General features: G+C 70.7%; 12 protein-coding genes. 3 read left to right on the forward strand and 9 right to left on the reverse strand.

Annotated elements, in window-relative coordinates; translation table 11 throughout:
- Nucleotides 1–73: 73 nt before the first annotated feature.
- Nucleotides 74–283, reverse strand: coding sequence for a twin-arginine translocase TatA/TatE family subunit (locus ACQEXA_RS27115; RefSeq protein WP_432930587.1), 210 nt, complete (start codon nt 281–283; stop codon nt 74–76).
- Between the two features lie 267 nt (nt 284–550).
- Between ACQEXA_RS27115 and ACQEXA_RS27120 the strand changes: the two genes are divergently transcribed.
- Entirely contained in the window at nt 551–2,524 is a 1,974-nt protein-coding gene (locus ACQEXA_RS27120) for an NAD-binding protein (protein ID WP_432939373.1), read from the forward strand.
- Between the two features lie 44 nt (nt 2,525–2,568).
- Here ACQEXA_RS27120 and ACQEXA_RS27125 read toward each other — a convergent pair whose 3' ends face one another.
- On the reverse strand, nt 2,569–2,943 hold the full coding sequence (locus ACQEXA_RS27125) for a nuclear transport factor 2 family protein (protein ID WP_432939370.1): 375 nt from the start codon (nt 2,941–2,943) through the stop codon (nt 2,569–2,571).
- Nucleotides 2,944–3,398: 455 nt separating this feature from the next.
- Here ACQEXA_RS27125 and ACQEXA_RS27130 point away from each other — a divergent pair, with 455 nt between their 5' ends.
- Both ACQEXA_RS27130 and ACQEXA_RS27135 read left to right on the forward strand, forming a co-directional pair.
- A complete protein-coding gene (locus ACQEXA_RS27130; protein ID WP_432930586.1) occupies nt 3,399–5,273 on the forward strand; it encodes a S9 family peptidase in 1,875 nt (624 codons plus the stop codon).
- 297 nt (nt 5,274–5,570) lie between these two features.
- Nucleotides 5,571–6,485 carry an SURF1 family protein gene (locus ACQEXA_RS27135; RefSeq protein WP_432930584.1) on the forward strand — a complete coding sequence of 305 codons (915 nt, stop codon included), beginning with the start codon at nt 5,571–5,573 and terminating at the stop codon, nt 6,483–6,485.
- A 361-nt stretch (nt 6,486–6,846) separates the two neighbouring features.
- Here ACQEXA_RS27135 and ACQEXA_RS27140 read toward each other — a convergent pair whose 3' ends face one another.
- The 7 genes from ACQEXA_RS27140 to ACQEXA_RS27170 form a co-directional block, all read right to left on the reverse strand.
- Nucleotides 6,847–8,304: a hypothetical protein gene (locus tag ACQEXA_RS27140; protein ID WP_432930582.1), complete on the reverse strand. Its 1,458-nt coding sequence runs from the start codon at nt 8,302–8,304 to the stop codon at nt 6,847–6,849.
- On the reverse strand, nt 8,301–8,960 hold the full coding sequence (locus tag ACQEXA_RS27145; protein ID WP_359395695.1) for a SigE family RNA polymerase sigma factor: 660 nt from the start codon (nt 8,958–8,960) through the stop codon (nt 8,301–8,303). Before ACQEXA_RS27145 ends, ACQEXA_RS27140 begins: the two co-directional genes overlap by 4 nt.
- A gap of 486 nt (nt 8,961–9,446) precedes the next feature.
- Nucleotides 9,447–10,514, reverse strand: a complete 1,068-nt coding sequence (locus ACQEXA_RS27150; RefSeq protein ID WP_432930580.1) for an aspartate-semialdehyde dehydrogenase — start codon at nt 10,512–10,514, stop codon at nt 9,447–9,449.
- Nucleotides 10,515–10,554: 40 nt separating this feature from the next.
- The gene (locus tag ACQEXA_RS27155) at nt 10,555–11,832 is read right to left on the reverse strand and encodes an aspartate kinase (RefSeq protein WP_359395690.1); all 1,278 of its coding nucleotides are present in this window, start codon (nt 11,830–11,832) and stop codon (nt 10,555–10,557) included.
- Between the two features lie 372 nt (nt 11,833–12,204).
- Nucleotides 12,205–12,864, reverse strand: a complete 660-nt coding sequence (locus tag ACQEXA_RS27160) for a DUF5063 domain-containing protein (protein ID WP_432930578.1) — start codon at nt 12,862–12,864, stop codon at nt 12,205–12,207.
- Complete coding sequence (recR, locus tag ACQEXA_RS27165; protein WP_103837909.1) at nt 12,857–13,456, reverse strand: recombination mediator RecR; 600 nt, start codon at nt 13,454–13,456, stop codon at nt 12,857–12,859. The genes ACQEXA_RS27160 and recR overlap by 8 nt, the downstream gene beginning before the upstream one ends.
- A 108-nt stretch (nt 13,457–13,564) precedes the next feature.
- Nucleotides 13,565–13,903 carry a YbaB/EbfC family nucleoid-associated protein gene (locus tag ACQEXA_RS27170; protein WP_432930575.1) on the reverse strand — a complete coding sequence of 113 codons (339 nt, stop codon included), beginning with the start codon at nt 13,901–13,903 and terminating at the stop codon, nt 13,565–13,567.
- Nucleotides 13,904–14,111: the final 208 nt, after the last annotated feature.

Consider the following 14,111-nt stretch of genomic DNA (forward strand, 5'->3'; position numbering starts at 1 on the left):
GCCGCGCGCTTCACCGAACGGGCTCCTGCGCCGTATGGGCGAGTCGACCACTTTGCTCAGGAAGGCGAGCCGTTCAGGGGCGCTTTGCCGGGTCCTCCCGACCCACCACTGTGCCCTGGATGACACGGCCCTCGCCGGGCGCTCCGTCGTCCTGTTCCCTCAGTGCTTTCGCCTCGCTCTTGAAGATCCGCGTCGCCTTTCCCGCCGAACGCGCCAGTTCCGGCAGCTTCTTGATCCCGAGGACCACGACCACCACCAGGAGGACCACGGCCAGCTCACTCATGCCGAACATCAGGCTTGCTCCCAGGACAGGTGTGTGGATCCACAAGGCTGTGGAAGTCTCTCCCGGTGGGGAGCGACCCACAAGTCCCGCTTTGGGCCGGACGCTCTCAGCCGGCGGGCGGCGGCACCCACGGTGCCCTGCGGCCGGTCCCGGCCCGGCGCCCGTCACGCCCCGCACCCCTATGGAACCAGCACCATCAGTAAGGCAGTCTTTCTCCCCGTGGCAGGCGTTCCGCAACAGAATGGTTCGAGCGACCCCGTCGCGCACATGGTGGTGTGCGGCGACGACGGGCTCGCGCACCGGCTCGCCGCCGAGTTGCGCGGGGTGTACGACGAGCAGGTGACGCTCGTCGTGCCGCCCTCCCAACGGCTCGCACGGCAGCCGGTGGTGGGCCGCGCTCGCGCCTCGGGACTGCTGGACCGGGTCTCCGCCGCGGTCACACGGGCGGCAGGCAACGGCAACGGGGGAAACGGTCACGGCAGCGGTGCGGACGGACGCGTCCCGGGAGCGGGGAGCCGCACGACGGGAACGACGAACCGCACCGCCGGAACGCCTTCCGACATAACGACGTTGGAGGCTTTCGAAGCGTCCGAGGCCGTCCTCGCCGAGGCAGGAGTGGAACGGGCGACGGCGCTGGCACTCGTCTATGACGACGACGAGACCAACATCCGCGCCGCGCTCACCGCCCGTCGCCTCAACCCGCGACTCCGGCTTGTCCTGCGCCTCTACAACCGGCGACTCGGGCAGCACATCGAGGCGCTCCTCGACCAGGCCGCCGCGCTGGCCTCCGGCGAGCCCGACGTGGAGTCCGAGGGCTTCGACGCCTCCACGACCGTCCTGTCCGACGCCGACACCGCGGCGCCGGCGCTGGCCGCGACCGCCGTCGCCGGCACCACCAAGGTCGTACAGACCGACGGGCTGATCCTGCGGGCCGCCGAGCGACCGCCACCGGGACCGGGCCAGGTCGCCGACCCCGGACTGTGCACACTGGCGCTGCTGTCCGCGACGACCAACGATCCGGCCGGAGCCTACGGCCCGGAGGGAAGCGGTGAGCAGGGGCCCCAACTCCTGCCCGACGAAAGGGCGGTCGCGGCGGCCACCGGACGCGGCACCATCGTCCTGGAGACCGTCTCCTACGCGGGACCCGCGCTGCCGGCCGGGCGCAGCGTCGTCCCGCTCGCCTCGCTGCTGTCGCGGCGGCTGCGCTGGTCGGTCGCCGGTGTCGTGGGGTGTGTCGTCGCACTCGCCGTCGCGTCGATGGCAGTGACCGGCGAACCCCCGCTGCAAGCCACGTACTTGACGCTGCTCGACCTGTTCGCCATCAACAACCCGGCCATCGGTGAACCTCTCGGACGGCAGATTCTGCAGTTGCTGTCCGGGCTGATGGGGTTGTTGCTGCTGCCCGTATTGCTGGCCGCCGTGCTTGAGGCGCTCGGCACGTTCCGCAGCGGGTCCGCGCTGCGGAAACCGGCACGCGGCCTGTCCGGGCACGTCGTGCTGCTCGGCGTCGGAAAGATCGGCACACGGGTCATGACCCGGCTGCGCGAACTGAGGATTCCCGTGGTGTGCGTCGAGGGCGATCCCGAGGCACGCGGACTCGCCACGGCACGCCGGCTGGGGGTGCCCGTCGTACTCGGGGACGTGACGCAGGAAGGCGTCCTGGAGGCCGCCAAGATCCATCGAGCCCATGCGCTGCTCGCGCTGACCAGCGCCGACACCACGAACCTCGAGGCCGTTCTGTACGCACGGTCCGTACGGCCCGACCTGCAGGTGGTCCTGCGTCTGTACGACGACGACTTCGCGACCGCGGTCTACCGCACGTTGCGTGTCGCGTACCCGCACGCGGTGACCCGCAGCCGCAGCGTGTCCCACCTGGCCGCGCCCGCGTTCGCCGGAGCCATGCTGGGGCGGCAGATCCTCGGTGCGATCCCGGTGGAGCGGCGGGTGCTGCTGTTCGCCTCCGTGGACGTGGGCGGCCATCCCCAGTTGGAGGGACAGACGGTCGCCGAGGCGTTCCGTGCGGGAGCGTGGCGTGTGCTGGCCCTGGACACCGCGGCGCCCGATGAATGGAACCAGACGCCGGACCCCGAGACGGACTCCCCCACCCAGGCCTCGGGTCTGGTCTGGGACCTGCCGGCCACCTATGTCCTGCGCCCCGAGGACCGGGTGGTCCTGGCGGCGACCCGCCGTGGCCTGGCCGAACTCCTCGGCCGCAGGCGCCGCGAGCCGGCCGGCGCGTAGGAAACGGAGCGCGCGACCAAGGGCGAGCAGCCGCCCCGCGGCCGTCAGAAACGCTCGGCCAAGTGCTCGCGGCCCTTCGGCGGCTCGTACGGCTCGGGCCAGAAGTCCGTCACCGTGGCTATATGTCCCTCCCGGTCGGCCGTGAAGAACGTGATGCCGTACATCTCGTCCAGGCCCACCGTGACGTACAGCCAGGTGACGACCTGGTCGGGCTCGGCGACGACGCGCTCGACGCGCAGGTGCCAGTCGCCCGGGTACTCGCGGTTGAACTGGACGTACCTCTCCCGCCCGCGGATGCGCTCGCGCGTCTGCGGCAGGGTGTAGACGACGTCCTCGGCCAGCGTGGCAGCGAACGCGTCCCATTCACGGGCCTCCGCGGCGGCCCAGAAGCTCTCCACGGTCTTACGCAGATCGGTCATCGAGGTCATGTCGCGAGTGTGCATCCCGCCACTGACAATCGGTTCTGACCTGCGCACATCGGATCTCGGCGGGGTTGCGGAGCCGTCGGGTGCGGGCCTCGGGCCCGAGTCGTCCACGCCCCTGCCACGCGGACGGCCCTCCTCACGCAGGGCGCGCAAGCCACCCACGCCACGGAACCCGCGCAAGCCACGCACGCTGCAGTGGCGAGCGCCTCAGGTGACGCAAGGCACACGAGCCACAGAGACGAGCGCCTCGGATGCCGAGGGCGCCGCAGAGGCCACACCGCGGACGCCGAACACCGTCACGCACGCCGAACCACGCCACATGGGCCACGCACGTCGCCAGTCCTTACGGACTCCGTGATCACGCCTGGTCAAGGCGGTTTGCCGAGGAGTTGTCCACAGGCTCGGGACCTTGCCCGCGGAAAGTCGGCGGGGCCAGGCACTATGGGGCCATGACTGAGAGCAACGGGTCCAGCTCGCCGAAGCGCGACGCGGACATGCCGGACTGGGAGAAGCGCTTCCGGGCGCCGAGGGTGTCGCTGCCCGACTGGGCGGAGGACGCGCCGCACCGCTCGCTGTTCGTCTCCAACGCGACGGGGACGTACGAGCTGTACGCGTGGGACCGGGTCACGGGCGCGCAGCGCCAGGTCACGGACCGGCCGAACGGCACGACGGACGGCCTGCTCTCGCCGGACGGCGAGTGGATCTGGTGGTTCGACGACACGGACGGCGACGAGTTCGGGATCTGGAGACGCCAGCGGTTCGCGCCCGGCGCATCCGGCAAGGACTCCGGGACCGACGAGCCGGCGGCTCCCGGGCTCGAGCCCTCATACCCGGCCGGGCTCGCGATCGGGCGCGACGGGCAGACGGCGGTCGTGGGCCGTTCGACCGACCAGGACGGGTCCACGATCCACCTCGTGCGAAACGATGGGGACCCGGTGGAGATCTACCGGCACCGGGAGTCGGCCGGCGTGGGCGACTTCTCGCGGGACGGCTCGCTGATCGCCCTCGAGCACACCGAGCACGGCGACGCGATGCACTCCGCGCTGCGTGTGCTGCGGCCGGACGGCTCGACGGTGGCGGAGCTGGACGACACCAAGGGTGGTACGGCCGAGCTGGGCCTGGAGGTGCTGGGCTTCGCACCGGTCGACGGCGACACACGGCTGCTGGTCGGGCACCAGCGGCGCGGCCGGTGGGAGCCGATGGTGTGGGACGTCGCCTCGGGCGAGGAGACGGACCTGGCGCTCGAGCTGCCGGGTGACGTGGCCGCGGAGTGGTATCCCGACGGCTCCGCGCTGCTGATCGTGCACAGCTTCGAGGCGCGCAGCGAGCTGTTCCGCTACGACCTGGCGGCACGGGAGCTAACACGGGTGCCGACTCCCCCGGGCTCGGTGTCGGGGGCCACCGCGCGCCCCGACGGGAGCGTGGAGTACCTGTGGTCGTCGGCGGCCGAGCCGCCGGTGGTGCGGTCGACGTCGGGCGACGTCGTGCTGGATCCGCCGGGGATGAAGTCACCGGAGTCGGTGCCCGTCGAGGACCTGTGGGTGGAAGGGCCGGGCGGCCGTATCCACGCGCTGGTGCAGAGACCGGCCGGGGCGAGCGGGCCGCTGCCGACGGTGTTCGACATCCACGGCGGCCCGACCTGGCACGACAGCGACTCGTTCGCGGCGGGTCCGGCGGCCTGGGTGGATCACGGGTATGCGGTCGTGCGGGTCAACTACCGCGGCTCGACGGGATACGGGCGTGAGTGGACGGACGCGCTCAAGCACCGGGTCGGGCTGATCGAGCTGGAGGACATCGCGGCGGTCCGGGAGTGGGCGGTGTCGTCCGGGCTCGCGGATCCGGAGCGGCTCATCCTGACGGGTGGTTCGTGGGGCGGGTATCTGACGCTGCTCGGGCTCGGTACGCAGCCGGACGCGTGGACCATCGGTATCGCGGCGGTCCCGGTCGCGGACTACGTCACGGCGTACCACGACGAGATGGAGGCGCTGAAGGCGATGGACCGGACACTGCTCGGGGGCACACCCGAGGAGGTGCCGGAGCGGTTCGAGGCCTCGTCGCCGCTGACGTACGTCGACGCGGTGAAGGCACCGGTGTACATCTCTGCCGGGGTGAACGACCCGCGGTGCCCGATCCGCCAGGTCGAGAACTATGTGGACCGGCTGACGGCACGCGATGCGGTGCACGAGGTCTACAGGTACGACGCCGGACACGGCTCGCTGGTGGTGGACGAGCGGATCAAGCAGGTACGGCTGGAGCTGGACTTCGCCGCGCGGAACCTGGGGACGGCAGCGGAGGAGGTGAAGGGAGCGGCGACCGTGGCATAGAGGCGGACGGCACAGGGCGGTGTGACGCCGGAGTGCGGTGACCGGGAAGTGGCCCTCGGACAGGTGACGCCTCGACGTCACCTGTCCGAGGGCGGCGGTCGGCCGGCCAGGTGGCGAACGGGTAGGTGTGGCCGAGCGGGGGAGTACGGGGCATGCACACGTGCACCGTAGCCACGTAGCCACCTCTTGCAGACGGGCCGACCTCCGCCCTCCGGCGCCTCGTCCAACGGGGCACACCGGCGGGCCACAGACCCCCCACGGGGTGATCCGCCAGGGCGGCCCCGTACCGTTTAAGGCGTGTACCGGTTTCTGCTGACGTCCCGCTGGTGGGGGATCAACGTCTTCGTGCTGCTGGCCATCCCCTTCTGCATCTTCATGGGGTCATGGCAGCTGAGCCGGTTCGAGGCCCGGGTCCAGGACCACAGGACCCAGACAGAGCGGGCCGCCGCGGACCAGAAGGAGGCGGCCCGGCCGCTCGGCGAGCTGCTGCCGGTGGACCAGCGGACATCCGGGATGAAGGCCACGGCGAAGGGGCGGTACGGGAAGCAGCTGCTGGTACCGGAGCGTGAGCTGGACGGCAGGCGCGGCTTCTACGTGCTGACCATGCTGCAGACCGACTCGGGCAAGGCGCTGCCGGTCGTACGGGGCTGGCTGCCGGGTGACGCGAACCCCGCCAAGGCGCCGGCCGCGCCTACCGGCGAGGTCACGGTCACCGGAGCCCTGCAGGCGTCCGAGAGCCCCGGCGCGAACGGGGTGGGCGCGGCCGGCGGGCTGCCCACCGGTCAGACCGCGGCGATCAGCGCGGCCTCGCTGGTCAATCTGGTGCCGTACGACCTCTACGACGCCTGGATCACCCTCGACAGGGCGGACAGCGGTATGAAGGCCGTGCCGGCGACGGCACCCCAGGGGTCCGGACTTGATCTGAAGGCGTTCCAGAACCTGGGCTACACCGGCGAGTGGTTCGTCTTCGCGGGCTTCACGGTCTTCATGTGGTTCAGGCTGTTGCGACGCGAGGTCGAGTACGCCCGGGACGCTGAGCTGGGGCTCGTGGCGGAGGGAACGGAAGGAACGGGCTCCGGGGCGAGGACCGCCGGGGACGACGGTCCGGAGGACGGCCCTGTGGGGCGGACCGGGGCCGAGGAGACCGGAGGCAAGACGGCCGAGGGCGAAGAAGCCACCGCCGAGAGCCAGGCCCCCACCGCGACGGCCTGAACCCGCTCCAGAGGACGCTGACGCCACACACGGGACTCGCCTGGCCCGACGGCCACGGCTGGCGCCCGCCCCAAGCTCACACCGCGGCCCTGGCCTGTCCGGCCCTACACCACCGCTGGCACGCGCCCTCACGCCGCTACCGGGCCCTGCTGAGCCCCCGTACGCCACGACACTGGCACCCGCTGGCACCCGCTCCCAGCCCCGCACGCCACGACCGGCACCCGCTCCACCGCACGCGCACGCCCACACCCGGACCCCGCTCAGCCCCCGCGCCAGGCCTCTGCCCGGCCGCTGGCCCCCCGGCCCCCGGCCCGAGGCGGCTTGCCCCCCGAATGGGAGGGAGCCGGGCCGTGCCCAGGCTTCAGGGCGTCGGCGAAAGCATTCCCGTGCGGTAGACCGTGCCGGCGCACGCGTTGGTGACCGTCGCCGTGGCCGAGGCGGAGCCGATCTCCGGCGTGTGGGAGACCACCACACTGCCGTCGGCCACGCCGTCCTCCAGCATCAGCTGCGGTGCTGTGCCGCTGCTGCCCGAGCCCGTGCTGCCGCTCGGCGCGCTGGTCGAGGGGGACGGGTCCGGGGTCGGGCCGCCGGTGTTGCCGCCCGTGGTGGGACAGGTCTCGGACGGGACCCAGGCGAACTTGACCTCGTACGCCGCCCCGGGCTTGAGCACCAGGGAGGTGACTTCCTGGGACGGGGCGGGCAGTCCGGTGGCCGGGTCGCCCGCGGTGTGGTTCACCACGCTGATCTTGGACGCGTCCGCGGCACCCTGGGCGGCGGTGGACACGTTGCCGGCGCCGGAGACGGTACAGGTCGTGGTGGAGATGTTGGTCACGCGGAAGGTGCCGTAGACCACACCGGTGGCGTCCGGGGCGCCCGCGGTGCCGGTCGCACCGCCGAGCTGTACCGCCGTGCAGGTGGGTGCGCTCTCCGTCGAGGCGGTCGGCCCGACCCCGTCGGTGGGCCCGCTGCCGACGCCCTTGCCCTTGTCGTCCTTGCCCTTCTCGCCTTCCTTGCCCCCCGCACCCTTGGTGGTGTCCGAGGAGCCGACGGCGCCGTTGGATCCACCGTCCGGGCCCTTGCCCTGGTTGGTGCCGCCCTGGGCCTGTGAGGCCTGTGCGGCCATGGAGGGGTCGGCGTCAGAGCCGGTGGCGTTCGAGACGTGCACGAGAGCGGGGATCGCCGTACCGATGAACAGGGCGGCGGCCGCCATGCCGACCAGCGCCTGCCGCTTCCGCGCGCGGCGGGCCGGAACCGCGCGCCGCAGATGCTCCAGAGCGCCGTCGCGCGGCTCGATCTCGAGCACTGCCTGATGCAGCATCCGGCGCAGCGCCAACTCGTCCGAACCGAGATCCTCGGGTGCCGCTTCCGGCTCGTCGGGACCGGCCGCGCTCCCCTCGGTCGGGGAGTCACCGCGGTCGAGTCCTGCGAGCGCCGCCATGAGCCGGTCCCGCCCCGCGTCCAGCCCCTCGACGGCGTCGCCGAAAGGACCGCGCCCGTCGTCCGGGTCCGCCCCGGTGCCGAAGCCTCCCGCAGCGCCAGAACCGGCACCCGAGTCGCCCCGGCCCTCGACGTCACCGCGTCCCCGTGCCAAGCGGTCGGATTCGGTCGCGTCGGGGGCGGCGTGGTCCGGTCCGGCTTCGTACTGGCCTTGGTCGTCGGGTCGGTGGCTCACAGTTCCGTTCCCAGCATGCTGCTTGTGTTCGTCCTCGGGGAGCTCGGGCCGGTCTGTCGGCTCATGCCACTCATAGGGCTCGTGTTGGTGTTGCTGATGGGCGTCGCTGCCCCAGGAGGCGGCGCGACGCTCCTCGTGGCCGCTCATGCCGGTGCCCCCATGGCGATACGGAGCGCCGCTATGCCGCGCGAGCCGTAGGCCTTCACCGACCCCAGCGAGATCCCCAGTGTCGCCGCGACCTGGGCCTCGGTCATGTCCGCGAAGTAGCGCAGCACCAGGACCTCGCGCTGACGGCGCTGGAGGCCCTTCATCGCCTTGATCAGCGAGTCGCGCTCCAGCTGGTCGTACGCGCCTTCCTCGGCGCTCGCCATGTCCGGCATGGGCTTGGAGAGCAGCTTGAGACCGATGATGCGGCGGCGCAGTGCCGAACGCGACAGATTGACCACGGTCTGACGCAGGTACGCGAGCGTCTTCTCCGGGTCACGGACGCGCTTGCGTGCCGAGTGGACGCGGATGAACGCCTCCTGGACGACGTCCTCGCAGGACGCGGTGTCGTCGAGGAGGAGCGCCGCCAGGCCGAGGAGGGAGCGGTAGTGGGCGCGGTAGGTCTCGGTGAGATGGTCGACCGTGGTGCCGGCCACCGCCGACTCGTCCGCGCTCTCGCGCTGATTGGGGATGCGGGTAGGCCGCGCTGTGGGCATGGGGGCGATCACCGGCATGCCGCCGGGCAAGCGGGGACGACTGGGTGGACGCAGGGCCGCGCCCCTCGTCCGTACCGCGGTGAATTCGAGTACCTCTGCCACGCCAGTTGGACACGTCTCCACGCGCCAGGGTTGTACGCGACAGGCATCACTTTTGCGACAGGCTTCGCATCCGTCTGCACGTCCTGCCATGTGCCCCCCAGCACATCGGACCGTGCGTCAAGTGCCCTCATGCGTACCAGCTCTTCCCCTATGCCCCGTGTGTGTCGTGCCCGCCCCCCAGAGGGCGACCGCAAAGACGCTCCCAGCCCTGTGCGCGGTTGCAGGGCGGGAGGGGAAATCTTCGAACGCCGAGAGGCTTCGATTCAAGTGGTTTGGACCACAGGCCGACCCGCTGAACCGAAAGAGATCCTACAAACGATTCAGCCAGCGGCCATGGGGGATTCCGGCCATCGGACAGCCGGCACCGGAAAACGTACGCGTACGGGCACCGAACGCACCGGGCGGCACCCCGTCGACCACGCGCGAACGCCGGTCCCCGGCGTCTGTGCCGGCCGGGGTCCGGCGACCCCGGCCGTCGCGGCGGCCCTAGGACGCCCCGAGTTCCGCCGCCACCAGCTCCGCGATCTGCGCCGTGTTCAGCGCCGCGCCCTTGCGCAGGTTGTCACCGCACACGAACAGTTCCAGCGCGGTCGGATCGTCCAGGGCGCGGCGCACCCGGCCCACCCAGGTCGGGTCCGTGCCCACCACGTCCGCGGGCGTGGGGAATTCGCCCGCCGCCGGGTTGTCGAAGAGGACCACGCCGGGCGCCGTGTCGAGGATCTCGCGGGCGTGGTCGACCGTCACATCGCCCTCGAAGCGGGCGTGGACCGTCAGCGAGTGCACCGTGACCACGGGTACGCGGACACAGGTGACGGCCACCCGCAGTTCCGGCAGCCCGAGGATCTTGCGGGACTCGTCGCGGACCTTCATCTCCTCCGAGGACCACCCGTCCTCGCGCAGCGACCCGGCCCACGGCACCACATTGAGCGCGACCGGCTCCGGGAAGGGCCCCGTGCTGTCGCCCACCGCGCGCCGTACGTCACCCGGGTTGGTCCCCAGCTCCGTGCCGGCGACCAGCGACAGCTGCTGCCGCAGGGTGTCGATGCCCGCGCGGCCGGCGCCGCTGACGGCCTGGTACGAGGAGACGACCAGCTCCCGCAGCCCGAACTCGGCGTGCAGCGCGCCGAGCGCCACGATCATCGAGAGGGTCGTGCAGTTGGGGTTGGCGATGATGCCGCGCGGACGCAGCCGGGCGGCATGCGGATTGACCTCCGGCACGACCAGGGGAACCTCGGGGTCCATCCGGAACGCGCCCGAGTTGTCCACCACGACCGCGCCCAGGCTCGCGGCGATCGGTGCCCACTGCGCGGCGATCTCGTCCGGGACGTCGAACATCGCCACGTCGACGCCGGTCAGCGCTTCCTCGCCGAGCGCCATGACCTCGACCTCCTCGCCGCGCACGGCCAGCTTGCGGCCGGCGGAGCGCGGCGAGGCGATCAGACGGATCTCGCCCCAGATGTCCGCGTGCTGGGACAGGATCTGGAGCATGACCCTGCCGACGGCCCCGGTCGCGCCCACGACCGCGAGCGTCGGCTTCTCGGTTCGCGTTGTCATCGACGCCCCATACGGCCCGTGCCCCCGCGGGGGAGGCCGGTCATCGCCCGGTGCCTCCGTAGACAACGGCCTCGTCGGTCTCGGAGTCCAGGCCGAACGCGCTGTGCACCGCACGGACGGCCTCCGCCACGTCGTCCGCACGTGTGACCACCGAGATACGGATCTCGGAGGTCGAGATCAGCTCGATGTTCACACCGGCGTCGCTCAGCGCCTCGAAGAAGGCCGCCGTGACACCCGGGTTCGTCTTCATGCCCGCGCCGACCAGCGAGATCTTGCCGATCTGGTCGTCGTAGCGCAGCGAGTCGAAGCCGATCGCGGTCCTGCCCTTCTCCAGGGCGTCGATCGCCTTGCGCCCCTCGGTCTTCGGAAGGGTGAAGGAGATGTCCGTGAGACCGGTCGCCGCGGCGGACACGTTCTGCACGACCATGTCGATGTTGATCTCGGCGTCGGCGATGGCACGGAAGATCGAGGCGGCCTCGCCCGGCTTGTCCGGCACGCCGACGACCGTGATCTTGGCCTCGGAGGTGTCGTGGGCGACACCGGAGATGATGGCCTGCTCCACCTTCACGTCCCCTTGCTGAATCGGTTCGCTGCTGACCCACGTGCCCTGCAGCCCGCTGAAGGACGAGCGGACGTGGATCGGGATGTTGTAACGGCGTGCGTACTCCACACAGCGGTGGAGCAGCACCTTGGACCCGGACGCGGCCAGTTCCAGCATGTCCTCGAAGGAGATCCAGTCGATCTTCCGGGCCTTCTTCACCACACGCGGGTCGGCGGTGAACACGCCGTCGACGTCGGTGTAGATCTCGCACACCTCGGCGTCGAGGGCCGCGGCCAGCGCGACCGCGGTCGTGTCGGAACCACCGCGACCCAGGGTCGTGATGTCCTTCTTGTCCTGGCTGACGCCCTGGAAACCGGCGACGATGGCGATGTTGCCCTCGTCCAGCGCGGTGCGGATGCGGCCCGGCGTGACGTCGATGATCCGGGCTTTGTTGTGGACCGAGTCGGTGATGACGCCTGCCTGGCTGCCGGTGAAACTCTGAGCCTCGTGACCCAGGTTTTTGATCGCCATGGCCAGCAGGGCCATGGAGATCCGCTCTCCGGCGGTCAGCAGCATGTCGAACTCACGCCCGGCAGGCATGGGGGAAACCTGCTCGGCGAGATCGATCAACTCGTCCGTCGTGTCGCCCATCGCGGAGACCACGACAACCACCTGGTTGCCGTTCTTCTTGGCTTCCACGATCCGCTTGGCGACGCGCTTGATGCCCTCGGCATCGGCTACGGAGGAGCCTCCGTACTTCTGCACGACAAGGCCCACGTGCGCTCCTCGCTCAGTCCGTCTCTTTCCGCACCCGCGTATCTGCACGTGCGGTCGGCTCAGTCTATCGAGCGACCGAATTTCCCTTCCGGGATATCGCATGGTGAGATGTCCCGCTCACGCCGGGATCACCCCGGTTTTCTTCGTACGTACGACAGGCGTACGACGGTTTTCACCGAAGGTTTCCGGCGTGCGACTCGGCCGCTCCAGGAGCGCATCTGCCCCGGTGCGACAAGAGGTACTCGAAAAGTGCCGCGTGTCACAGGAGACCGGTGTGCACCGGGTTCCGGGCATGCAGACGCGGGCCGTGCACACGTTCCGGACGAGTCGGGGACCGGTCCGCCGATCCGCCGGGGAAGGGGGCGACCGGGCCTACTTGACCGGTCGCAGCCCCAGCGGCCGGGCGATCTCCCGGACCATGACCCGGCCCGCCTCCTCGGCGAGGACCTCGTCGCCGAGGCCCTGGTCGGTGTCGAGGCCGTCGAGCTCCTCCAGCGGCTGGTTCAGCCGCACATGGGCGACCAGCGACTGGAGCGCGCGGAGCGCCGCCGACGCCGTCGAACCCCAGTTGGAGAAGTACGAGAACTGCCACCACCACAGGGCTTCCGTGGTGCGGCCGGCCCGGTAGTGGGCCATGCCGTGGCGCAGGTCCGTGATGACGTCCGCCAGGTCGTCGGAGATACGGGCCGGAACCGGCGCCCTGCGCGGCTCGTACGGGTCGAAGACCTCCGAGTACACGTCGACCGGGTCCAGCATGGTGGCAAGGCGTTCGCGCAGCTCGTCCGCATCCGCGTCCGGGCCCGAGTCCGGCTCGTAGCGCTCGTCCGGCACGATGTCCTCGTGTGCGCCGAGGCGGCCGCCCGCGAGGAGCAGCTGGGAGACCTCCAGCAAGAGGAACGGAATAGCAGAGTCCGGCTCGTCACCCTTCGCGACCTCCGTGACGGCGACCAGGAAACTCTCGATCTGGTCCGCGATCTGCACCGCGAAGTCGTCGGGGTCCATCGTCGTGGAGTGCAGCGTGGCGTCAGACATCTAGGAGTCGTCTCCCCTCGAAGGCGCGGCCGAGCGTGACCTCGTCCGCGTATTCCAGGTCGCCACCCACCGGGAGGCCGCTGGCCAGGCGGGTGACCTTGAGGCCCATGGGCTTGATCATCCGGGCGAGGTACGTGGCCGTGGCCTCGCCCTCCAGGTTGGGATCCGTGGCCAGGATGAGCTCGGTGACCGTGCCGTCGGCCAGCCTCGCGAGCAGTTCCCTGATCCTCAGGTCGTCCGGGCCCACGCCCTCGATCGGGCTGATCGCTCCGCCCAGAACGTGGTAGCGGCCCCGGAACTCACGAGTCCGCTCGATCGCGACGACGTCCTTCGGCTCCTCCACCACACAGATCACCGACGGGTCGCGGCGGGCGTCACGGCAGATGCCGCACAACTCCTCCTGCGCGACGTTGCCACAGGTCGCGCAGAAGCGGACCTTGGCCTTCACCTCGAGCAGTGCCTGGGCGAGCCGACGCACATCCGTCGGCTCGGCCTGCAGGATGTGGAAGGCGATCCGCTGCGCGCTCTTGGGACCGACGCCGGGCAGCCGCCCCAGCTCGTCGATGAGGTCCTGGACCACGCCTTCGTACAACGGACTGCCTTTCCTGGAGAGCTTCGGTACGTACCGTAGCCGGGCTCGGTTTCTTGGTACGTACGGTAGTTGGCCCTTGCCCCACTGAGAAGGGACGGACCGGTGGACTCAGAACGGCAAGCCGGGGATGCCGCCGCCCAGCCCCTGGGCCAGCGGACCGAGCTTCTGCTGCTGGAGGGTCTGCGCGTTCTCGTTGGCCGCCTGGACGGCCGCGACGATCAAGTCGGCGAGGGTCTCCGTGTCCTCCGGGTCCACCGCCTTGGGATCGATGGCCAGGGCCCGCAGTTCGCCGGCGCCGGTGACCGTGGCCTTCACCAGACCACCGCCCGCCTGGCCCTCGACCTCGGTCCGAGCCAGCTCCTCCTGCGCCTGCGCGAGGTCCTGCTGCATCTTCTGGGCCTGCTGGAGCAACTGCTGCATGTTGGGCTGGCCACCACCGGGAATCACGATCAGCTCCTGGTCTCGTACGGTACGGCTGTCAGGGTTTCGTACGGCTTTCCGGGCGGGTTTTCGCCGCCTGGCACGAGCCTACGTGGTCACCGTCACGCGCGCTCCGGTAGTCCGACCGGACCCTGACCTGGACCGTGGCGACACTCTTTCGAGTGAGATTGTCAGCCATCCTCTACCCGACCAGGACCCACTTCCGGGCGGAAAA

The organism is Streptomyces sp. CA-106110 (assembly GCF_050936285.1).
Lineage (GTDB): Bacteria > Actinomycetota > Actinomycetes > Streptomycetales > Streptomycetaceae > Streptomyces.